Source organism: Exiguobacterium sp. s89 (assembly GCF_018617735.1).
GTDB lineage: Bacteria > Bacillota > Bacilli > Exiguobacteriales > Exiguobacteriaceae > Exiguobacterium > Exiguobacterium marinum.
In genome coordinates this window covers 707,963-728,177 of record NZ_JACSKS010000001.1, presented here as the reverse complement: position 1 = coordinate 728,177, position 20,215 = coordinate 707,963, and the positions used below count along the sequence as shown (strand labels likewise).

General features: G+C 48.6%; 19 protein-coding genes and 1 riboswitch. Of the genes, 18 read left to right on the top strand and 1 reads right to left on the bottom strand.

Annotation, left to right across the window (positions count from 1 at the left end; genetic code table 11):
* The first annotated feature begins 107 nt into the window (after positions 1 to 107).
* The 13 genes from gmk (at position 108) to KNO96_RS03685 (ending at position 13,995) form a co-directional block, all read left to right on the top strand.
* Positions 108 to 755 (top strand): guanylate kinase, encoded by a 648-nt coding sequence (gmk, locus tag KNO96_RS03745; protein WP_214702267.1) that lies wholly within the window; start codon positions 108 to 110, stop codon positions 753 to 755.
* Positions 755 to 964, top strand: coding sequence for a DNA-directed RNA polymerase subunit omega (gene rpoZ / locus KNO96_RS03740; RefSeq protein ID WP_026826295.1), 210 nt, complete (start codon positions 755 to 757; stop codon positions 962 to 964). Before gmk ends, rpoZ begins: the two co-directional genes overlap by 1 nt.
* A 58-nt stretch (positions 965 to 1,022) precedes the next feature.
* Positions 1,023 to 2,213 (top strand): bifunctional phosphopantothenoylcysteine decarboxylase/phosphopantothenate--cysteine ligase CoaBC, encoded by a 1,191-nt coding sequence (gene coaBC, locus KNO96_RS03735; protein WP_214702266.1) that lies wholly within the window; start codon positions 1,023 to 1,025, stop codon positions 2,211 to 2,213.
* Positions 2,210 to 4,534, top strand: coding sequence for a primosomal protein N' (priA, locus tag KNO96_RS03730; protein WP_214702265.1), 2,325 nt, complete (start codon positions 2,210 to 2,212; stop codon positions 4,532 to 4,534). The genes coaBC and priA overlap by 4 nt, the downstream gene beginning before the upstream one ends.
* Before the next feature lie 11 nt (positions 4,535 to 4,545).
* A complete protein-coding gene (fmt, locus tag KNO96_RS03725; protein WP_214702264.1) occupies positions 4,546 to 5,946 on the top strand; it encodes a methionyl-tRNA formyltransferase in 1,401 nt (466 codons plus the stop codon).
* Complete coding sequence (gene rsmB / locus KNO96_RS03720) at positions 5,933 to 7,264, top strand: 16S rRNA (cytosine(967)-C(5))-methyltransferase RsmB (protein WP_214702263.1); 1,332 nt, start codon at positions 5,933 to 5,935, stop codon at positions 7,262 to 7,264. The genes fmt and rsmB overlap by 14 nt, the downstream gene beginning before the upstream one ends.
* A gap of 4 nt (positions 7,265 to 7,268) precedes the next feature.
* Positions 7,269 to 8,354 carry a dual-specificity RNA methyltransferase RlmN gene (gene rlmN, locus KNO96_RS03715; protein WP_214702262.1) on the top strand — a complete coding sequence of 362 codons (1,086 nt, stop codon included), beginning with the start codon at positions 7,269 to 7,271 and terminating at the stop codon, positions 8,352 to 8,354.
* Between the two features lie 8 nt (positions 8,355 to 8,362).
* Positions 8,363 to 9,097 (top strand): Stp1/IreP family PP2C-type Ser/Thr phosphatase, encoded by a 735-nt coding sequence (locus tag KNO96_RS03710; protein WP_026826290.1) that lies wholly within the window; start codon positions 8,363 to 8,365, stop codon positions 9,095 to 9,097.
* A 5-nt stretch (positions 9,098 to 9,102) separates the two neighbouring features.
* Positions 9,103 to 11,055, top strand: a complete 1,953-nt coding sequence (gene pknB, locus KNO96_RS03705; protein ID WP_214702261.1) for a Stk1 family PASTA domain-containing Ser/Thr kinase — start codon at positions 9,103 to 9,105, stop codon at positions 11,053 to 11,055.
* Positions 11,056 to 11,096: 41 nt separating this feature from the next.
* Positions 11,097 to 11,984 (top strand): ribosome small subunit-dependent GTPase A, encoded by an 888-nt coding sequence (gene rsgA, locus KNO96_RS03700; protein ID WP_214702870.1) that lies wholly within the window; start codon positions 11,097 to 11,099, stop codon positions 11,982 to 11,984.
* A 3-nt stretch (positions 11,985 to 11,987) separates the two neighbouring features.
* Positions 11,988 to 12,644, top strand: a complete 657-nt coding sequence (rpe, locus tag KNO96_RS03695; RefSeq protein ID WP_026826287.1) for a ribulose-phosphate 3-epimerase — start codon at positions 11,988 to 11,990, stop codon at positions 12,642 to 12,644.
* 20 nt (positions 12,645 to 12,664) lie between these two features.
* Positions 12,665 to 12,765: riboswitch (TPP riboswitch) on the top strand.
* Between the two features lie 73 nt (positions 12,766 to 12,838).
* A complete protein-coding gene (thiT, locus tag KNO96_RS03690) occupies positions 12,839 to 13,414 on the top strand; it encodes an energy-coupled thiamine transporter ThiT (protein WP_026826286.1) in 576 nt (191 codons plus the stop codon).
* The gene (locus KNO96_RS03685) at positions 13,411 to 13,995 is read left to right on the top strand and encodes a thiamine diphosphokinase (protein WP_214702260.1); all 585 of its coding nucleotides are present in this window, start codon (positions 13,411 to 13,413) and stop codon (positions 13,993 to 13,995) included. The genes thiT and KNO96_RS03685 overlap by 4 nt, the downstream gene beginning before the upstream one ends.
* 57 nt (positions 13,996 to 14,052) lie before the next feature.
* On the opposite strand, the gene rpmB is transcribed toward KNO96_RS03685, so the two are convergent.
* The gene (rpmB, locus tag KNO96_RS03680; RefSeq protein ID WP_015881349.1) at positions 14,053 to 14,241 is read right to left on the bottom strand and encodes a 50S ribosomal protein L28; all 189 of its coding nucleotides are present in this window, start codon (positions 14,239 to 14,241) and stop codon (positions 14,053 to 14,055) included.
* 252 nt (positions 14,242 to 14,493) lie between these two features.
* Here rpmB and KNO96_RS03675 point away from each other — a divergent pair, with 252 nt between their 5' ends.
* The 5 genes from KNO96_RS03675 (at position 14,494) to recG (ending at position 20,200) form a co-directional block, all read left to right on the top strand.
* The gene (locus KNO96_RS03675; protein ID WP_015881350.1) at positions 14,494 to 14,856 is read left to right on the top strand and encodes an Asp23/Gls24 family envelope stress response protein; all 363 of its coding nucleotides are present in this window, start codon (positions 14,494 to 14,496) and stop codon (positions 14,854 to 14,856) included.
* Positions 14,857 to 14,878: 22 nt separating this feature from the next.
* Complete coding sequence (locus KNO96_RS03670; RefSeq protein WP_214702259.1) at positions 14,879 to 16,558, top strand: DAK2 domain-containing protein; 1,680 nt, start codon at positions 14,879 to 14,881, stop codon at positions 16,556 to 16,558.
* Positions 16,559 to 16,620: 62 nt separating this feature from the next.
* Entirely contained in the window at positions 16,621 to 17,283 is a 663-nt protein-coding gene (gene sdaAB / locus KNO96_RS03665) for an L-serine ammonia-lyase, iron-sulfur-dependent subunit beta (RefSeq protein ID WP_214698189.1), read from the top strand.
* Positions 17,284 to 17,295: 12 nt separating this feature from the next.
* Positions 17,296 to 18,183 (top strand): L-serine ammonia-lyase, iron-sulfur-dependent, subunit alpha, encoded by an 888-nt coding sequence (gene sdaAA / locus KNO96_RS03660; protein WP_026826282.1) that lies wholly within the window; start codon positions 17,296 to 17,298, stop codon positions 18,181 to 18,183.
* Positions 18,170 to 20,200 (top strand): ATP-dependent DNA helicase RecG, encoded by a 2,031-nt coding sequence (recG, locus tag KNO96_RS03655; protein ID WP_214698191.1) that lies wholly within the window; start codon positions 18,170 to 18,172, stop codon positions 20,198 to 20,200. Before sdaAA ends, recG begins: the two co-directional genes overlap by 14 nt.
* Positions 20,201 to 20,215: the final 15 nt, after the last annotated feature.

Below are 20,215 nucleotides of genomic sequence, written 5' to 3'. Positions count from 1 at the left end.
TCTGTCTCTACGTTATCAGAAAAACAGAAAATATGGTACGATGGAGTAGGAAATCCGAACTTCTTCTTGCCGGAACAATTGATTGACTGCTATTATAATTAAATGTGATGTTAGAAGATGGAGGGCTTGCAGTGAATTTTAAAGAACGAGGATTATTAATCGTTTTGTCTGGACCAAGCGGTGTCGGTAAAGGAACCGTTTGTCGTGCTCTTCGTGAGGAAGAGGACAACAACCTTAAATATTCGGTGTCGGCTACGACTCGAAAGCCACGTGAAGGGGAAGTTGAGGGAATACATTACTTTTTTAAATCGAGAGAAGAGTTCGAACGGATGATCGAACAAAAAGAACTGCTTGAACATGCCGAATTTGTCGGCAACTATTACGGGACGCCTGTAGAGTGGGTGCGTGAAACGCTCGAAAACGGCCAAGATGTCATTCTTGAAATTGAGGTGCAAGGGGCGTTCCAAGTGAAGGAACTTCTCCCGGAAGCCGTCTTTTTATTCTTGGCACCACCTAGCCTTCAAGAGCTCCGTAATCGTCTCATCGGACGGGGAACAGAGTCAGAAGAAGTCATCAAGCAACGCCTGCTCGTCGCGCGTGAGGAAATCGAGTTGATGGATGCCTATGACTACGTCGTCACGAACGACGAGGTCGACAAAGCCATCGATCGAATTAAAGCGATCGTGACAGCTGAGCATTGTAAACGTGAACGTGTTGCGTCACTCTATAAAAAAGCTATGATGGAGGTCATTTAATGTTATACCCTTCGATTGATGCCTTACAACGTGTTATCCCGTCAAAATACACGATCGTTACGGTCGCTGCAAAACGGGCGCGTCAGATTCAAGATGGAAAAGCACCGAAAGTCGCCGAGCCAAAATCATATAAGCCGGTCGGTCAAGCGTTAGAAGAACTATTTTCGGGTGATACGACAATCATCGTGAACGAAAAAAACAACGGATGAAGTGTGACCCAAGTCGTTTGCGACTTGGGTCTCATTGTCTATAAGGGGGAGTTTGGGAATGGTGAAGGATCGTACTATTTTGTTATGTGTGAGTGGTGGCATCGCGGCTTATAAAGCGTGTTCGCTCACATCGAAATTGGTTCAAGCCGGAGCGAATGTTCACGTCGCGATGACAAAGTCAGCAGAACAATTCGTGGGTCAGGCGACCTTCCAGGCACTCAGTCGAAACCCGGTCTATACGGACGTATTCGAAGAACATGACCCGACAAAAATTGCCCATATCGATGTGGTCGACTCGAGCGACTTGATCGTCGTGGCTCCAGCAACGGCAAACACCATTGCGAAATTAGCGAACGGGATTGCCGACGACTTCATCACGACGTCGATTTTGGCGGCGAAGTGTCCAGTTATCGTCTCACCGGCGATGAATGTGAATATGCTCGAACATCCTGCGACGCAGCGAAACATCGAGACGTTGAAATCATACGGCTATCAGTTGATTGAGCCCGGCGTCGGCAATTTGGCATGTGGTTGGATTGGCGGTGGACGTCTACCGGAACCTGAAGATTTGGTTCGCATCATCGAGAGTCAGTTCGTTCCGAAACTATATATGGGGAAAGAAGTATTGATCACGGCTGGTCCAACTGTCGAACGCATCGATCCGGTCCGTTACTTATCAAACGACTCATCTGGAAAAATGGGTGTAGCGCTCGCTGAAGTGGCACGTGACATGGGCGCCCGCGTCACACTCGTCCACGGTCCTCTTCAAGTCCCGGTCCCAGACGGTGTGAAGGCCATTCCGGTCGAGTCGAGTGAAGAGATGCTTCGAGAAGTGACGAGCCGCTTCGAGTTGCTCGACCTCGTTGTGAAGTCGGCAGCGGTCGCGGACTATCGCCCGAAAAACGTTTATTCAGAAAAACATAAAAAGGTTCACGGTCCGCTCACAATCGAACTTGAAGAAACGACAGACATTTTAAAGACACTTGGTGAACAGAAGACCCATCAAGTGTTGGTCGGCTTTGCGGCAGAGACGGAACGACTTGAGGAGCATGCGGCAGCCAAACTGAAGCGAAAGAATGTCGATTTCCTCGTTGCTAACGATGTATCTGGCAGTGACATCGGCTTCGGTGCGGACGACAATGAGGTCGTCTTGTTTAGCGGGGACGGATCGATTCTTAAGTTGCCGAAACAATCGAAAAAAGAGTTGGCCTTCGAGTTGCTCACATACTTTAAGGAAGCGGTCCGATGATTGCACATGTTCATGTCGATGCGCCGGTGATCACGATTGATCGCCCGTTTGATTATGAAGTACCCGAACAGTTTGAGACGTTGATTGAACCAGGTATGCGTGTATCGGTTCCGTTCGGGTCACGACGTTTACTCGGAATCGTCGTCGGAACGTCAGACGGGACGAGAGAAGGATTGAAACCGTTAGAAGCCTTGTTAGATGAGGAATCCTCACTCACGGAAGAATTACTCGACCTGTCAATCCATGTGAAAGAGACGACGCTTTGCTTTCGGTCATCCGCTCTTCTTGCGATGCTCCCGGCTGCGCTCAAGGTCAGCTATGACAAAGAAATCAAAGAAGGTCAGGTCCCAGACGGTGTCCGTTTAGGAACGCATCTGTCTGAATATCCGAAAGACGTACAATCGCTCATCCTCGGGCTAGCTAAAAAGGGGGAATTGACTCTTGCACCTGTCTTGAAAGAAAAGAAAACGGTCAAAACCGATGTCCTTGTCGAGCTACTCGATGCGACTGTCGTCTCGAAACGTGCGAAAAAGCAACTCGAGGCAATCCGTCAGCTTGAAGAGACTCCTCGTATGTATTGGTCCGCGCTTCGACAAATCGGATTGACCCGTCCGCAGCTACAAAAGCTCGCGGACTTAGGTGCAGTTCGATTGACCGAGGTAGAATTGAATCGTGATCCGTACGCGACGATTGAACAAGTCAAAGAAACGGTCCAATTAAATGACAGTCAGGCGAGAGCGGTCCAGGCCATCCATGAGGCGGACGCGGGCGAGACACTTCTCGTCCATGGTGTGACGGGGAGTGGGAAGACTGAGGTCTATTTAGAATCAATCGGACAAGTCATCGATGAAGGGAAACAGGCGATCTTACTCGTCCCTGAGATCAGCTTGACCCCGATGATGGTGAAACGGTTTAAGCGACGGTTCGGTGAACGGGTCGCGGTCTTACACAGTGCACTTTCAAAAGGTGAGAAGTATGATGAGTGGCGAAAAATCAAACGTCGTGAAGTCGACGTCGTCGTCGGCGCACGTTCTGCCATCTTTGCCCCGCTCGACCGACTTGGTCTGATCATATTAGATGAAGAGCACGAGACGACGTACAAGCAAGAAGAGAATCCGCGCTATCATGCGCGTGATGTCGCCATTTGGCGGGCGCGGTATCATGGGTGTCCGGTCGTATTAGGCAGTGCGACCCCATCACTTGAATCGTATGCTAGAGCACAAAAAGGTGTCTACCGCTATTTACATTTGAAAGAGCGGTATGGTGGCGAGATGCCGCCGGTCCACATCATCGATATGCGTCGTGAGCTGGCCAAGGGCAATACGACAATGTTCTCGGAAGAATTGTTTAACGGCATCCTCGACCGAATCGAGAAAAAAGAGCAGTGCGTTATTTTGCTAAATCGTCGCGGGTTTACTACATTCGTCATGTGCCGTGATTGTGGAGAAGGGATGACATGTCCGCATTGCGCCGTCAATTTAACGTATCATCAACATGGGGACCGGTTGAAGTGTCATTATTGCGGCTACGAGGTAGGTATGCCATCGACGTGTCCGTCATGTAGCAGTAAGAAAATCAAACAGTTCGGGTCAGGCACTCAAAAAATCGAGACAGAATTACTGAACCGAATTCCAGAGGCGCGCATCATTCGTATGGATCAAGATACGACGTCACGAAAAGGTTCACATGAGCAATTGTTGCGCCGTTTCGAAGAAGGAGAGGCTGATATTTTACTCGGCACGCAGATGATCGCAAAAGGACTCGACTTCCCGAACGTCACACTCGTCGGGGTGCTCGCAGCGGATGCGACGCTCGGAATGCCTGATTTTCGGGCGACCGAACGTACCTTCCAGCTCGTCACACAAGTGGCAGGACGTGCGGGACGGGGAAAACTTCCAGGTGAAGCATTCGTCCAAACGTATAATCCTGACCATTATGTGATTGAAACAGCGAGTGAACATGATTATGAGTCGTTTTTTGCCAAAGAGATGGGTCTAAGGCAAGTCGGAAATCATCCTCCGTATTGGTTTTTGACGCTCGTCACGTTTTCGGCGGAAAATCCGCTTGTCGCCAAGAGTGAGGCGGAATTGTTCGCATCCGACTTTTTACAAGCGCAAGTGGAAAACAGCCGCTTGAACGGTCCAATGCCTGCGCCTTTGTCAAAGCTGAAGAACGCGTATCGCTATCAAGTGTTTATAAAAACGAAGCAACCCGAAGCGCTCTATGTGGAGCTGGCACGATTACAGCAAGCAAGAGCAAAAGCGATCAGTAAGAAAGAATATCAAATGAGTATCGATGTGAACCCATACGTATTCATGTGAGGTGGAGAGACATGTATAAAGTAGTAGAAGTACCAAATGAAATTTTACGCGTGACGTGCGAACCAGTGACAAAGTTCGATAAAAAGTTACGTCAAACGGTCGACCGTTTATTCGATACAATGTATGAGTATGATGGAGTCGGTGTCGCGGCACCGCAAGTCAATTTGAATCAGCGACTTGCGGTCGTCCATACAGACGATGAGACGGGACCGCTCGTCTTGATCAATCCGGAAATCATTGAGACGTCAGGTCGAGAAGTCGGACTTGAAGGATGTTTAAGTATCCCGGGTGAATTCGGATTCGTGGAACGACATGAATCGATTGTCGTCAAAAATCAGGACTTGAAAGGACGTACTTATACGGTTAAAGCGAATGGCTTTTTTGCCCGTGCGATTCAACATGAGATGGACCATCTGGACGGCGTCTTGTTCACAGACAAGCTCGCGGTGCCTAATTCCGGGAAGGACAAACGCATCGTCTTCATGGGTACGCCGACGTTTGCCGTATCTGTACTTGAGCGACTGCTTGAAGAAGGATACAATGTCGTAGGTGTCGTTTCTCAGCCCGACAAACCGGTCGGTCGAAAACGTGAGCTGAAGCCGACGCCTGTAAAAGAATGTGCCCTTCGTCATGGGATTTCGGTTCTACAGCCCGAGAAAGTTCGAACAGATTATGCAGAGATTTTAGAGTTACGCCCAGACCTCATCGTCACAGCGGCGTACGGACAAATCGTTCCGACTGGATTACTCGAGGCACCGCCAAACGGAGCCATCAATGTCCATGCCTCTCTTCTTCCAAAATACCGTGGAGGTGCACCGATTCATCAAGCGATCCTCGATGGTGAGTCTGAGACGGGTGTGACGATCATGTATATGGTCGACAAGTTGGACGCAGGTGATATGATTGCCAATACGATTGTACCGATTAAAGAAACGGATACAGTCGGATCATTGTTTGATAAACTAGCTGTAGCAGGCAGTGACCTGCTCATTCGCACCCTTCCGGCCTTCTTGGAAGGATGGATTGAAGCAGTCCCTCAAGATGAACGTGAGGTAACATTTGCGCCAAATATCAGCCGTGAGCGGGAACAGATTGATTGGACGATGGACGGGGAAGCCATATACAACCATATTCGAGGTATGAATCCCTTCCCGACTGCCTATTCAACACTGGACGGAGAACGGGTGAAGTTGTTCATGGGAGAAAAAACGACCGGCACAGGACAACCTGGAGTAGTTATTCGTCTCGAAGAAGACGGATTTGTCGTGGCGACCGGAAACGATGTTGCCATCAAAGTGACGGATTTGCAACCGGCCGGTAAAAAACGAATGGATGGTGCGACCTTCATGCGTGGCGCCGGACAGAAGCTACGTGTTGGCGACCGATTAGGAGGAAATCATGAACGTACGTGAAGCAGCGCTTGATACGCTGATGAAAATTGAACAGGGCGGCGCGTACTCTACGATTGCCGTCAATGACACATTGAAACAAAAAAAGGTGACCCCAAAAGATGTCGGCCTTTATACAGAACTCGTTTACGGGACACTAAGCCGTAAGGGAACACTCGATTACATTTTAAAAGATCGCATTCGTTCCCCGAAAAAGCTCGATAAGTTCGTCATCCCGCTACTTCGAATGAGTGTGTATCAACTCTTTTATCTCGATAAAGTACCGGACCGAGCCGTCCTACATGAAGCGGTCGAAATCGCGAAGAAACGGGGGCATCATCTCGGAACGAGTAAGTTTGTGAACGGGGTGTTACGTAACGTCCTCCGTGAAGGGTTTCCGGACTTCAGTGGCTTGACCGACGCGGAAAGGATTTCAATCGAGCATAGTCACCCGGAATGGCTCGTCGCAGACTGGATTGACTTGTATGGAGTCGAGACGGCAGAGGCGATTTGTCAATTGAACAACGAACCTGCTCCTGTAACGGTTCGGGTCAACCGCAAACGTATTACGGTAGATGAGATGATGAACAAATTGGCTGACGCAGGTGTTCTGACGTCGCGGTCTGAACTATCCATCGATGGATTAGTAGTAGAGTCCGGAAACGTCCATTCGACCTCATTCATCGAGGAAGGCCTTTTGTCGATTCAAGATGAGAGTTCGATGATTGTCGCAGATGCTCTCGGTGTTTCGACAAATGATCATATTTTGGACGCATGTGCCGCCCCTGGTGGGAAGGCGATGCATACGGCCGAGCGAATGGAAAATGGGTCGCTCACCGCACTAGATTTACATCCACATAAAGCAAAGTTGATCGACCAGCAAGCCAAACGTTTACACATCAATGGAGTGACCGCACTTGCCCTTGATGCTCGTTTAGCAGGTGAACGGTTTGAACGAGAGAGCTTTGATCGGATTCTTTTAGACGTTCCGTGTTCAGGACTCGGCGTCATTCGCAGGAAGCCGGATATTAAATGGACGAAGGATAAGACCCAGCTTGAAAACTTACCAAAGATCCAACGACAAGTCATCGATGCCGTATTGCCACTGCTCAAACCAGGTGGTACGCTAGTTTACTCGACATGTACGATCGACCCGTCTGAAAATGAGATACAGGCTGACTACATTCTGTCGAAAGGATTGGCGTGGGACGAAACGCTCAAAGGACGTCTCCCGCAATCTGTTCGTCCGATCATGGAATCGGACCGTGCTGAACTAAAATTATTACCGACGACATTCGGTACCGACGGCTTCTATATCGCCGCATTTAAGAAAGAGGTATAAAACAATGAATCCAAAAGCAGTTGAAAAGAATCCACTCGTAGGCGCAAAGCCGTCACTCTATTCGTTGACGTTTCCTGAACTCGAGACATGGGTGATCGAAGCAGGAGAAAAGTCATTCCGAGCGAAACAGTTATATGACTGGATGTACGTCAAACGTGTCATAACTTTCGACGATATGACGAACGTCCCGAAAGCGCTTCGCGACAAACTTGAAGCATCCTTCCAATTGACGACATTAAAAGAATTGGTCAAACAAGAATCACAGGACGGTACAATCAAGTTCCTATTTGAATTACAAGACGGTTATTCGATTGAAACGGTTCTTATGCGTCACGAATACGGAAACTCAGTTTGTGTCACGACACAAGTCGGATGTCGCATCGGATGTACGTTCTGTGCGTCCACACTCGGTGGATTGAAACGAAATTTAGAAGCCGGTGAAATCACGGCGCAGGTTCTCGACGTGCAGCGTGCATTAGACGCAACAGGAGAGCGTGTCGACTCGGTCGTCGTCATGGGAATCGGCGAGCCGTTCGACAACTACGATGAGTTGATGCGTTTCTTACGTACGGTCAACCATGACAACGGGCTCAACATCGGAGCGCGTCATATCACGGTATCAACAAGTGGGATCGTTCCTAAAATTTATAAGTTTGCCGATGAAGGAATGCGAATCAACTTCGCCATTTCGCTTCACGCGCCAACGACTGAATTGCGCACCAAGCTCATGCCAATCAACCGTGCCTTTGACTTAGACAAGTTGATGGACTCGGTCCGTTATTACACGGAAAAGAGCGGTCGTCGGATCACGTTTGAATATGGACTCTTCGGTGGCGTAAATGATACGGAAGAGTATGCCCATCTTTTAGCGGACCTATTGAAAGGAATCAAATGTCACGTCAACTTGATCCCCGTCAACCATGTACTCGAACGTGATTACGTACGGACACCACGAGCTCAAATCTTCGCCTTTGAAAAAGTGCTCAAAGACCGCAACGTGAACGTAACGATTCGCCGCGAGCAAGGATCGGATATCGATGCCGCTTGTGGACAGCTTCGAGCGAAGGAGCGCGAACAAGAAACGAGGTAATCAGATAGATGGAATTAGCATTTCGAACAGATCGCGGACAAGTACGCACACAAAATGAAGATGCAGTTTTAATCTTAGGCGATACCTTATCAGGAATTGCGCTAGTTGCAGACGGGATGGGTGGACATGCAGCGGGAGAGGTCGCGAGTCAAATCGTGATTGAAGAGTTTCGACGTGCTTTCCCGTCGCTCCCTCAAACTCCTGTCGAAATCGAACGATGGTTCCGCCATCACATCGACCTGGCGAATGAACAAGTGCTACAATTTGCGAAGCAATCCGATCTCGTCATGATGGGAACGACTGTAGCGGCCGTTTGTTGGAGCAGGGAGACGGTTGTTATTGTCCATATTGGAGATAGTCGTGTCTATGCGCTCCAAGCGAACGAATTGAGACGTCTTACGGAAGACCATTCTTACGTCAACGTGCTCAAACAGCTCGGTGAATTGACGGAAGAAGAGATGCGGATTCATCCGAAACGAAATGTCATCACTCGGGCGATCGGTTCAAGCGAACAGGTCAAACCTGACGTGCAAGTGCTCGCTGACCCTGAGTTTGATGTGATTTTAATTTGTACGGATGGATTGACGACGCATATGACCGATGGGGCGATTCAACACGTTTTACAACAAGCTGTATCGGCTGAACAAAAAGCTGAACAACTCATTGCGGAAGCCAATCAATTGGGAGGGAGCGACAACATCACGGTCGCCCTCATTCAATTTACAGATAGAAAGAGAGGATGAATCCGATGCGAAGCGGAGAACGAATCAACGATCGTTATCGGATCGAACAACAAATCGGCAGCGGAGGCATGGCAAATGTCTACCGAGCTCATGACGAGATCTTAAACCGAACCGTCGCCATCAAGGTGTTGCGATCTGAATTCTCACATAACGAACAATTTATACGCCGGTTCGAGCGAGAAGCCCATGCGGCTACGAGTCTGAACCATCCGAATATCGTCGCCATCTATGACGTCGGCGATGAAGAAGATTTGTACTATATCGTCATGGAGCATGTCGATGGGGTGACATTGAAACAATATTTGCAAGAAGAGTACATATCTGTCGATGAGGCACTGCGTATCATGGGACAGATTTGTGATGCGATAGATCATGCCCATGCGAACCGAATCATTCATCGTGATATCAAACCACAAAATATGATGATTGATCAACTTGGAAACGTGAAGGTGACCGATTTCGGGATTGCGGTTGCGATGTCGAATGCGACGTTGACGCATACGATGTCGGTACTTGGATCTGTCCACTATTTCTCGCCTGAACAAGCACGTGGTAAATTTGCTGATGAGAAGTCAGATATTTATTCGCTCGGTGCCGTCCTTTATGAGCTGTTGACAGGTCGTGTGCCGTTCATAGGAGAGACACCGGTTGCCGTTGCGCTTCAACATCTGCAGGACGATCCAATTCGACCGATGGACTTGAATCCGAATATTCCCCAAGCACTTGAAAACTGTGTCATGCAAGCGTTGGCGAAGTCACCGGGAGCCCGTCATACTTCGGTTGCAGCCTTCAAGAAAGATTGTATGACCGCATTGAGTCGTGAACGTGCCGATGAACCGAGACGTCTCCCAACCAATCAGGATGAGTTCGACAAAACGCTCGTCATGACACCAATTATGACTGAAGAAAAAACGGAAACACCTGGATCGACATCTTCAATTTCTGCATCAAAAGAGCAGGAAGCTGAAGAACAGCCACCCGTCAAAAAGAAGAAGCGTAAATGGTGGATTTGGATTTTGCTCGTCGTGTTATTAATTGGTGGTGGTATCGCAGCATACGTGGTCGCTGATGAGGTGTCACGTGCCGTCGTACCTGATGTTGTCGGAATGAGCATCGGTGATGCCACGTCTGAACTTGAAAACGCAGGCTTTGTCGTCGAAGTGACAGAGCGGGCGAGCGATGACGTCAAAGAAGGTGAGGTCATTTCGCAAAACCCTCAAGAAGGACGTAAACCGAAACGAGGCACGACGGTGTCAATTGTCGTTTCTGCCGGTAAAGAGACGGTCGAGATGCCGAATGTGGAAGGACTTTCGCAAACTGCGGCTGAACGAATGCTAAAAGACTTGGCGTTCAGTGACCTTGAAATTAAAACAGAGGCTTCAGAAACGGTCGACAATGGAGATGTTATTTCCCAATCGCTCGAACCAGGTGAAGAGGTCGTGCCGTCCGAAGTAACGGTCACGCTCGTCGTATCGACAGGAAGCAACAAAGTGGAACTGTCGAATCTTGCCGGGTACACGTTCGAGGAAGCATCGACCTATGCTGAGCAAAACAAACTGAAAATTGTGAGACGTGATGAATTTTCGACAAGTGTTCCAAAAGGTCAAATCATCCGCCAACTTCCGACGGCAGGGACTGCAGTTGACCCTGGTACAGAACTCACAGTCATCGTCTCAGAGGGCGTTGAACCGACCGATGTTTCGATTGAACGAGAAGTCAGTGTCGAAGTCGAGCAACCGGATAAAGACAAAAAACCGAAAGCGGTCGAAGTCGTCATTCGTACGGTCGATGCACGTGGTGAAATTGAAGTATTACGAGATGAAATCACAGAAACAACAACGTATTCGTATACGCTCGTCATTGCCCCCAACGAAGTCGGGACAGCAACGATTGAAGTTGATGGTGAGATCGTCCGAACCGATTCAGTCACATATGCGCAAGCCAAAGAGGCACAATAAAGAGGTGACGGTAGCGTCACCTCTTTTTAAAGGAGGTAGTCATATTGAAAGGAACGATTATTCGCTTACAGGGTGGATTTTATGATGTCATGACCGAATCGAATCAAGAGATTCGGTGTCGCGCCAGAGGAAACTTTCGGAAACGTAACATCTCGCCTGTAGTTGGTGACGATGTAGTGATTCAAGACCAAGAGGATGGGACCGGATATATTCTTGAAGTAGAGGAGCGTCAGAACCATCTCGTCCGACCGCCGATTGCCAACATCGATCAAGCATTTCTCCTCTTTTCAGTAAAAGAGCCAGCATTTTCCTATCATTTGCTTGATCGATTCCTCATTCTGATTGAGTCAAAACAGATCCATCCGATCATCGTCTTGACGAAGATGGACTTGCTGAGTGAAACAGAAACCGGACCGATTCAAGAGGCGGCCGATTGCTATCGTGCAATCGGATATGATGTGATTGAGACGTCAACGGAGCTTTCGGATGGAGTCGAGCAAGTACGGAGACTCTTTAAAGGGAAGACGAGTGTCTTTGCCGGGCAGACGGGCGTCGGAAAAAGTTCGCTACTGAATGCAGTCGCACCAGAACTCGAGTTAGCAACCGGTAAAATCTCCAAGTCGCTCGGTCGGGGGAAGCATACGACGCGTCATGTGACGTTGATTCAATTGGCGGACGGACTAGTAGCAGATACACCGGGATTTTCGAGTTTGGAGTTTCCACAGGAACTCGAGACTGATGAGCTCAGATGGTGTTTCCCGGAGTTTGTCGAACGACACGACGATTGCAAGTTCCGAGGATGTGTTCACATCAACGAACCAGGCTGCGCCATTAAACAAGCCGTTCAAGATGGTAAAATTGCTTCAACTCGCTACGATAATTATGTTACCTTTATGGAAGAGTTAAATGATCGAAAACGGAGGTATTGACAGATGATTAAAATTGCACCATCCATTTTAGCTGCCGATTTTGCCAATTTGGAGGCAGAAGTGAAAGCTGTTCAAGAAGCGGGAGCGGACTATATCCATTTCGATGTGATGGACGGTCAGTTCGTGCCAAACATTTCGATTGGTCTACCTGTGCTCGCGAGCTTACGTAAAAAATCAGATATGGTCCTCGATGTGCACTTGATGATTGACCAACCGGAGCGATACGTGGAAGATTTTGTGAAGGCAGGCGCGGATATCGTGACCGTTCATGTGGAAGCAACGAACCATTTGCATCGTGTCTTGCAACAAATCAAAGTGGCTGGTGCGAAATGTGGAGTCGTCTTGAATCCGCATACACCATTGTCGACGATCGAACATGTGCTCCCAGATGTTGATATGGTATTGCTCATGACCGTCAACCCAGGGTTTGGTGGACAAGCGTTCATTGAATCGGTCGTACCGAAAATTTCAGCGCTCAACCAACTGCGTCAGGATCGCCAACTTGATTTTGAAATTGAAATCGATGGTGGGGTCAACGAAGAGACGGCGAAACATTGCATCGATGCGGGTGCCGATGTACTAGTTGCCGGTTCGGCCATCTACAATCAACCGGATTATAAAGCAGCCATCGATAGCATTCGTGGCGCATCTCGTGTATAATCAACGATAGAACAACAAGATATTGTCGCAAGGGGTGTCACATGATGTGGCTGAGAGGCATACGCTAACCCTTTGAACCTGTTCCGTTCACACGGACGTAGGGATGTGGCGAAAATGCACGTTGCGAATCTAAGCAGCATGGCGTTTACGTCATGCTGCTTTTTGTCGTTCAAACAGTTAAAGGAGGAAGAAAGATGAAATCACGTTTTAAATTACAAGCGCTCATCGAAATTTCATTGTTTGCGGCGCTCGGGCTAATCTTTGATTTACTCATCCCATACCGCTTGCCACAAGGGGGTTCGATTAGTCTAGCGATGCTCCCAATCTTTGTGATGGCATTCCGTCACGGATTGAAAGGGGGACTTGCGACAGGTGCACTCGTCGGGACGCTTCAACTGTTGTTCGGTGCCTACATCTTCACACCTGTACAGTTCTTGCTCGACTATACGGTCGCTTATGGCCTCGTCGGTATGGCGGGTATGTTTGCTGGTCGTGTGAAACAGGCGGCCGGTCAAGGTGCGACGAAGACACTCGCGACATATTTGGTGCTCGGTGCCTTGATCGGGTCGGTGTTGCGTTATGCGGCACATGTCATCTCGGGTATCGTCTTTTTCGCCGAGTATGCGGAAGGTCCGGTCGTAGCGTATTCACTCGGTTATAACGCGACGTACATGGCCCCATCCTTTATTATTTCAGCCATCGTATTAGTATTACTCTTTACAACAGCTCCACGTTTCACACGTGTAGCTACACGGGACATTCGTCAATGAATGTCTTGATCGTCGCGGCAAGTCCGGAAGTTATTCCTTTACCGCGTCATGCCGATTATGTCATCGGTGTTGATGGAGGTTATCAGAGACTGTTAGATGAAGGGATTGAACCGGACGTTGTGGTCGGAGATTTTGACTCGTTTGTGGGAAAACCACCGAAAGAAGCGTTACGCTATCCGTCCGAGAAAGATATGACGGACCTTGAGATTGCGCTTCAGTTGGCAAGAGAGCGAGGGGCAACGAGGATGCACGTATACGGGGCGCTCGGTGGGCGAGTCGATATGACGTTCGCGAACGTCGGTTTGCTCGAGAAGTATCCTGAGATGGTTTTGCATGGGAATGGTCAAACGGTCTATCTCGTTAAAGCCGGTGATTATAGCTTTTCAAAAAAAGAAGGCTACTATTTGTCTTTCATACCTTGGAAGACAGCGACTATTTCTATTGATGGTGTCAAGTACCCGCTCGAACATCATGACATCAAGAGTGAAGAAGCGCTGACGATTTCCAATGAATGGACTGAAGCATTTGCCCGATTGACGGTTCATCGGGGGATCGTTCTCGTCATGGTCGTCAAAAAATAAGCAAAAAAAAATCCCATCGGCGAATGCCGTTGGGATTTATTCGTTCGTGTATAAGTATTATACGCGTTCAACGAGACCAGATTTAAGTGCGCGAGCTGAAACCCAAACGCGTTTCGGTTTACCGTCAACGAGAATACGAACTTTTTGTACGTTCACACCCCAAGTACGTTTTGTCTTGTTGAGTGCGTGCGAACGGTTGTTACCTGATTTAGGTGATTTACCTGTTACGTAGCATTTACGTGCCATGCGTTTCCCCTCCTTTTTTATGTGGGTTCGTCCTAATAGACACTCGTTTATATTAGCACGGCTTTTTTCCCGATGCAACTAGAAAATCATACCATGACAAGAAAAAAACTTGACATTACTCGCAAGGATTTGAATAATGAATGAGGTTATCGCGCTAATTGACCGAGTTTCTGGAGCAGGTTCTTTTAATAACTAGGTACTTATTGTAGAATGTACATTAGGAATCATTCCGAATAAAGGAGGCTACTCCATATGGCAATTGAAATGAAGACAACATATGGCAATATTGACATCACAAGTGACGTCATCGCAACACTCGCAGGTGGTGCAGCGATGGAATGCTTCGGTGTGGTCGGCATGGCTTCACAAGCACAATTGAAAGACGGCATTGCTGAATTGTTAAAACGTGAAAATTATGCACGTGGTGTCGTCGTACGTCAAGAAGATGAAGACGTACATATCGACATGCACATCATTGTAAGCTACGGAACGAAAGTATCTGAAGTCGCATACAACGTGCAAAGCCGAGTGAAGTACACGCTCGGAGAAACTTTAGGATTAAACGTTTCGTCGGTAAATATATTCGTTCAAGGCGTTCGTCTGACGAATGACTGACGAAAACGGAGGAGGATTTGGTGTGGGTTTAAAACGTTTAGATGGATTGGCGCTCTCAAACATGATTGCGAACGGAGCGACCAACTTGAGCCAAAACGCAGATTATGTAGATTCGCTTAACGTCTTCCCGGTTCCAGACGGAGACACGGGAACGAACATGAATTTGACGATGACGTCAGGTGCGAAAGAAGTAGCGACCATGAACTCATCAAATATTGCAGAGGTGTCATCAAAGTTCGCTCGCGGACTGCTCATGGGGGCACGTGGGAACTCGGGCGTTATTTTAAGTCAGTTGTTCCGCGGATTCGGTAAAGCCGTTGAAGGAAAGACAGAACTCACGACAGTTGATTTTGCGGAAGCTCTCAAGCGAGGTGTCGACACGGCATACAAGGCGGTTATGAAACCGGTTGAAGGAACGATTTTGACGGTTGCTCGTGAAGCGGCCGACGAAGCGCTCCTTGCATCAGAGTCGACAAGTGATTTCACTGAATTTATGAAACGTGTCATCGTTGAAGCGAAAGCATCGTTAGATCGTACGCCGGACTTGTTACCGGTATTAAAAGAAGTCGGTGTTGTCGACTCTGGCGGTCAAGGACTTCTCGTCATCTATGAAGGATTCCTCGCGAGCCTAGAAGGCAAAGAACTCGAAAAACCTCATGCTCCAGTGATGGATGCGTTGATCGAGGCAGAGCATCACGCGCATGCGGCGCAAGGATTCATGTCAACAGAAGACATTGAATTCGGCTACTGCACGGAAATTATGGTTCGTTTCCAAGATGATAAGTTGAAAGATACACCATTCAACGAAGACACGTTCCGTAACGAATTGTCTGAACTAGGGGACTCACTTCTTGTCGTCGCGGACGAAGAATTATTAAAAGTTCACGTTCACGTCGAGACACCAGGTGAGGTCATTACGAAAGGGCAGCGCTTCGGTGAACTCGTCGCAGTCAAGATCGAGAACATGCGTCAACAGCACTCGACAATTCTCGAAGAAGAACACGGCATAAATCTACAAGGCGTTCAACAAGATGAGAAACCAAAAGCACCATTTGCAATCGTGACGGTGGCAATGGGTGAAGGTGTCAGTGAGTTGTTCCGTTCCCTCGGATCGGCACACGTCATCGAAGGCGGACAGACGATGAACCCATCAACAGAAGATATCGTCAAGGCGATTGAATCTGCACATGCGGAACATGTCTTCATCTTCCCGAATAACTCAAATATCATCATGGCTGCTGAACAAGCAGCGTCTGTCGCACCTTGTGGCGTGTCGGTCATTCCAACGAAGACGGTCCCGCAAGGCCTTGCAGCAGCAATCGCCTTTAATCCTGAGGCAGATGTCGAGATGAACGAACAAGCGATGAAGTCGGCTGCTGAGACAGTGAAATCCGGCCAGGTGACGTACGCTGTTCGTGATACGAGCATCGATGGCGTTGAGATTAAAAAGGACGAGCATATGGCGATTGCAGAGAAGAAAATCGTCTCGTCGTCTTCATCAAGCCTTGAAGCGGCTAAGCGACTAGTCGATGCTCTCATCGACGCGGATGACGAAATCATCACAATTTTAACGGGTGAAGGTTCATCTGAATCAGATGTAGAAGCGTTGACGTCATATATCGAATCAGTGAATGACGAGATAGAAATTGAAGTTCACGACGGCAAACAACCGCTTTACTCTTATATTTTTAGTGTGGAATAAGCTGTTTCAAGTCCCTACCTTCTGTATAATGAAGGTAGGGATTTTTGAAAGGGGGAAAATTGATGAAATATCGTAGTGTGTTTGACATTATCGGTCCAGTCATGGTCGGTCCGTCGAGTTCACATACAGCAGGAGCCGCTCGAATTGGGTTGATGGCAGGGAAGTTGTTCGGGAGAACACCACGTACCGCGCATATCACATTTTACGGGTCATTCGCTGACACATATCGAGGTCACGGGACAGATGTTGCCATCGTCGGTGGAATCATGGGATTTGATACGTTCGACTTGAGAATCCCGCAGGCGTTAGACATCGCTAGTGAGAAAGGCATCGAAGTCATCTTTGAAACGAGTGATTTGTTGACAGATCATCCGAATACGGCACGCGTCCTGCTCGAAGATGAACTTGGGACATTTGAAATCGTCGGCGTCTCAATCGGTGGGGGAACGATTGAAATTACCGAATTGAACGGGTTCCCGTTAAAATTGACAGGAGGGGGACCCGCACTCGTCGTCTTACACCATGATCGATTCGGTGCAATCGCAGCAGTTACGGGAGTTTTGGCGAATCACCAATTGAACATCGGTCATATGGAAGTGAGCCGTCACGAAAAAGGAATGCAGGCCTTGATGGCCATTGAGATTGATGAGACCATCCCTGCTGACGTGCTAGCAGAACTCGAGCGGTTGCCACAAATTGAACGGATAGCTATTTTTGGGGAATAAGGAGAATGTGTGATGTTTAAATCAGTAGAAGAGTTAGTGACGATTGCCACAGAACGAGGCATTCCGATTTCTGAAGTGATGATCGAACAAGAGATGCACGTCAGACGCTCAAGTCGGGAGGACATCATCGGTATGATGAACCGGAATCTCGAGGTGATGGAAGAAGCGGTCGAACGTGCGCTCCAAGGTGTCACGTCTGTTACGGGATTGACGGGGAACGATGCCGTACTCATGCAAGACTATATTCGCTCAGGCAAATCGCTTGCCGGAGACCTCATTTTAGATGCGGTGTCAAAAGCAATCGGGACGAACGAAGTGAATGCCGCGATGGGACGAATCTGTGCGACACCAACTGCGGGGAGCGCGGGCGTCGTGCCAGGAACGTTGTTTGCAGTGAAGGATCGTCTCGAGATGGACCGTGATGCGATGATTCGTTACTTGTTCACATCAGGTGCATTCGGATTCGTCGTGGCGAACAACGCCTCCATATCGGGAGCGGCGGGCGGATGCCAGGCCGAGGTCGGATCGGCGACCGCGATGGCTGCAGCTGCAATCGTCGAAGCGGCCGGCGGAACACCGGACCAATCGGCTACAGCATTTGCAATCGCACTTAAAAACATGCTTGGTCTCGTCTGTGATCCTGTGGCGGGTCTCGTAGAAGTCCCATGCGTGAAACGTAACGCTATGGGTGGTGCCAATGCAATTGTCGCCGCAGACATGGCGCTCGCGGGCATCACCTCGCGTATTCCATGTGATGAAGTCATCTCGGCGATGCATGAAGTCGGTCAAATGATGCCGACCGCATTAAAAGAGACGGCAAAAGGTGGACTTGCCAATACACCAACGGCTCGTCGTCTCGAACGAAATATATTTGGAGCGAAAGAAGATGCGAAACAATGAACGACTGACGACTTTGAAAGGAGTCGGGCCAGAAATGGCCAAAAAATTAGAAGTGATGGGACTTGTTCGAATCGAGGACGTGCTAGAGCACGTCCCGTTTCGTTATGAGAATTATAATAGCGGAACTGTGACCACGGCTATACATGGGGACCTTGTCAAATGGAGTGGGACAGTCCAAGGCGAACCGCTCGTTCGTTATTATAGTAAAGGTAAAAATCGCCTTCAGTTCAGACTATTACTAGAAGAACGGTATGCAGTTCAAGTGACGATGTTCAATCGCGCGTTTTACAAGGACAAGCTAGTGATTGGCGAAACGGTGACGGTCAAAGGAAAATGGGACATGAATCGGATGACGATCAGCGCGACCGACCTCGAATTTGGTGCCCCGTCAGGCGGACTACAGCCGATTTATTCACTTCGAGCCGGGCTGACGCAAAAGAATTTCAGTCGAATCGTGAAACTGGCTTTTGAACAGGTGAGCGATCTCCCGGAACAGGTGCCGCAAGTCATTCGCGACCGGTATCGACTAGAAGATCGGATGACGATGCTTCGTGGGATGCACTTTCCAGATACTGTTGACACTTATAAACGAGCGAGACGAAGTTATGTATATGAAGAATGTCTCATGTATCAATTGAAATTGCAGGCGTTTCGGAAAATGGAGCGGTCAGGAAACGGTCGGGCCCTTCAACTCGACAAACATCAATTGAATGAATTCGTCAAACGACTCGCATTTCCGTTAACGGGAGCTCAGACACGGGTCATCCGTGAAATTGTATCTGACCTTGAAAAACCAGAACGGATGAACCGACTATTACAAGGGGATGTCGGGAGCGGGAAGACCGTCGTTGCCGCGATTGCCTTGTATGCGACCGTCATGGCAGGGTATCAGGGTGCATTGATGGTGCCGACCGAGATTTTAGCAGAACAACATGCGACGTCTTTACAGGAATTGTTTGAACCGTTTGGCATCACGATCGCCCTGTTGACGAGCTCGGTAAAAGGAAAGGCGCGAGAAGCGCTCCTTACAGCAATCCAATCAAGAGACGTCGACATCATCGTAGGGACACATGCACTCATTCAAGGGCCGGTCGAGTTTTCGAATTTACATTTGGCGATCACGGACGAACAGCACCGTTTTGGTGTCGAGCAGCGGAAGAAGCTACGAGACAAGGCTGAATTTGCGGACGTGTTATATATGACCGCGACTCCGATTCCAAGAACACTTGCCATTAGCGCGTTCGGAGAGATGGACGTCTCGACAATCGATGAGATGCCAAAAGGACGAAAACCGATTGAAACGTATTGGGCGAAACATGACCAAATCGATCGTGTTCATTCGATGGTCGATCGGGAACTGTCGCTCGGTCGCCAAGCATACGTGATTGCGCCACTTATTGAAGAGTCGGATACGCTCGAAGTGGAGAGTGCGACGGCTTTGTATGAAATTTTGAAAGACCGCTTCCCGAATCATGAAGTCGGACTGATGCACGGAAAGTTATCGAGTGCTGAAAAGGATGACGTGATGAAGTCGTTCGCCGATAATGCGACACAAATTCTTGTGTCGACGACTGTCGTCGAGGTAGGCGTGAACGTTCCGAACGCTTCTCTCATTATCATTCATGATGCCGAACGTTTTGGGCTCGCCCAGTTACATCAGCTGAGAGGCCGGGTTGGTCGTGGCGCCCATCAATCATTCTGTGTCCTTGTCGGAGACCCTAAGTCCGACGTCGGAAAAGTTCGGCTGAAAACGATGACTGAAACGAACGACGGCTTCGTATTAGCGGAAAAAGATTTGGAGTTACGTGGTGCCGGTGATTTCTTCGGTACCGCGCAGAGTGGTCTACCAAGCTTCCGGGTCGCCGATCCCGTTCTCGATTTGAAAGTGATGGAAGTGGCGAGACAAGATGCTGTGGCGATGCTCGAAAGTGATGCATTTTGGCATGAAGACCAGTTTAAGGTGCTACGTAGCTATTTAAAACAACTCGACCTTCTCGTAGGGGAAAGGTTAGAATAATACTTGAAAATGACG

What these genes read in the sequence shown, in the direction of transcription:
- gmk (WP_214702267.1), top strand. Translation starts at nt 108, where the DNA reads ATGTTAGAAGATGGAGGGCTTGCAGTGAATTTTAAAGAACGAGGATTA.
- rpoZ (WP_026826295.1), top strand. Translation starts at nt 755, where the DNA reads ATGTTATACCCTTCGATTGATGCCTTACAACGTGTTATCCCGTCAAAA.
- coaBC (WP_214702266.1), top strand. Translation starts at nt 1,023, where the DNA reads ATGGTGAAGGATCGTACTATTTTGTTATGTGTGAGTGGTGGCATCGCG.
- priA (WP_214702265.1), top strand. Translation starts at nt 2,210, where the DNA reads ATGATTGCACATGTTCATGTCGATGCGCCGGTGATCACGATTGATCGC.
- fmt (WP_214702264.1), top strand. Translation starts at nt 4,546, where the DNA reads ATGTATAAAGTAGTAGAAGTACCAAATGAAATTTTACGCGTGACGTGC.
- rsmB (WP_214702263.1), top strand. Translation starts at nt 5,933, where the DNA reads ATGAACGTACGTGAAGCAGCGCTTGATACGCTGATGAAAATTGAACAG.
- rlmN (WP_214702262.1), top strand. Translation starts at nt 7,269, where the DNA reads ATGAATCCAAAAGCAGTTGAAAAGAATCCACTCGTAGGCGCAAAGCCG.
- KNO96_RS03710 (WP_026826290.1), top strand. Translation starts at nt 8,363, where the DNA reads ATGGAATTAGCATTTCGAACAGATCGCGGACAAGTACGCACACAAAAT.
- pknB (WP_214702261.1), top strand. Translation starts at nt 9,103, where the DNA reads ATGCGAAGCGGAGAACGAATCAACGATCGTTATCGGATCGAACAACAA.
- rpe (WP_026826287.1), top strand. Translation starts at nt 11,988, where the DNA reads ATGATTAAAATTGCACCATCCATTTTAGCTGCCGATTTTGCCAATTTG.
- thiT (WP_026826286.1), top strand. Translation starts at nt 12,839, where the DNA reads ATGAAATCACGTTTTAAATTACAAGCGCTCATCGAAATTTCATTGTTT.
- KNO96_RS03685 (WP_214702260.1), top strand. Translation starts at nt 13,411, where the DNA reads ATGAATGTCTTGATCGTCGCGGCAAGTCCGGAAGTTATTCCTTTACCG.
- rpmB (WP_015881349.1), bottom strand. Translation starts at nt 14,241, where the DNA reads ATGGCACGTAAATGCTACGTAACAGGTAAATCACCTAAATCAGGTAAC.
- KNO96_RS03675 (WP_015881350.1), top strand. Translation starts at nt 14,494, where the DNA reads ATGGCAATTGAAATGAAGACAACATATGGCAATATTGACATCACAAGT.
- sdaAB (WP_214698189.1), top strand. Translation starts at nt 16,621, where the DNA reads ATGAAATATCGTAGTGTGTTTGACATTATCGGTCCAGTCATGGTCGGT.
- sdaAA (WP_026826282.1), top strand. Translation starts at nt 17,296, where the DNA reads ATGTTTAAATCAGTAGAAGAGTTAGTGACGATTGCCACAGAACGAGGC.
- recG (WP_214698191.1), top strand. Translation starts at nt 18,170, where the DNA reads ATGCGAAACAATGAACGACTGACGACTTTGAAAGGAGTCGGGCCAGAA.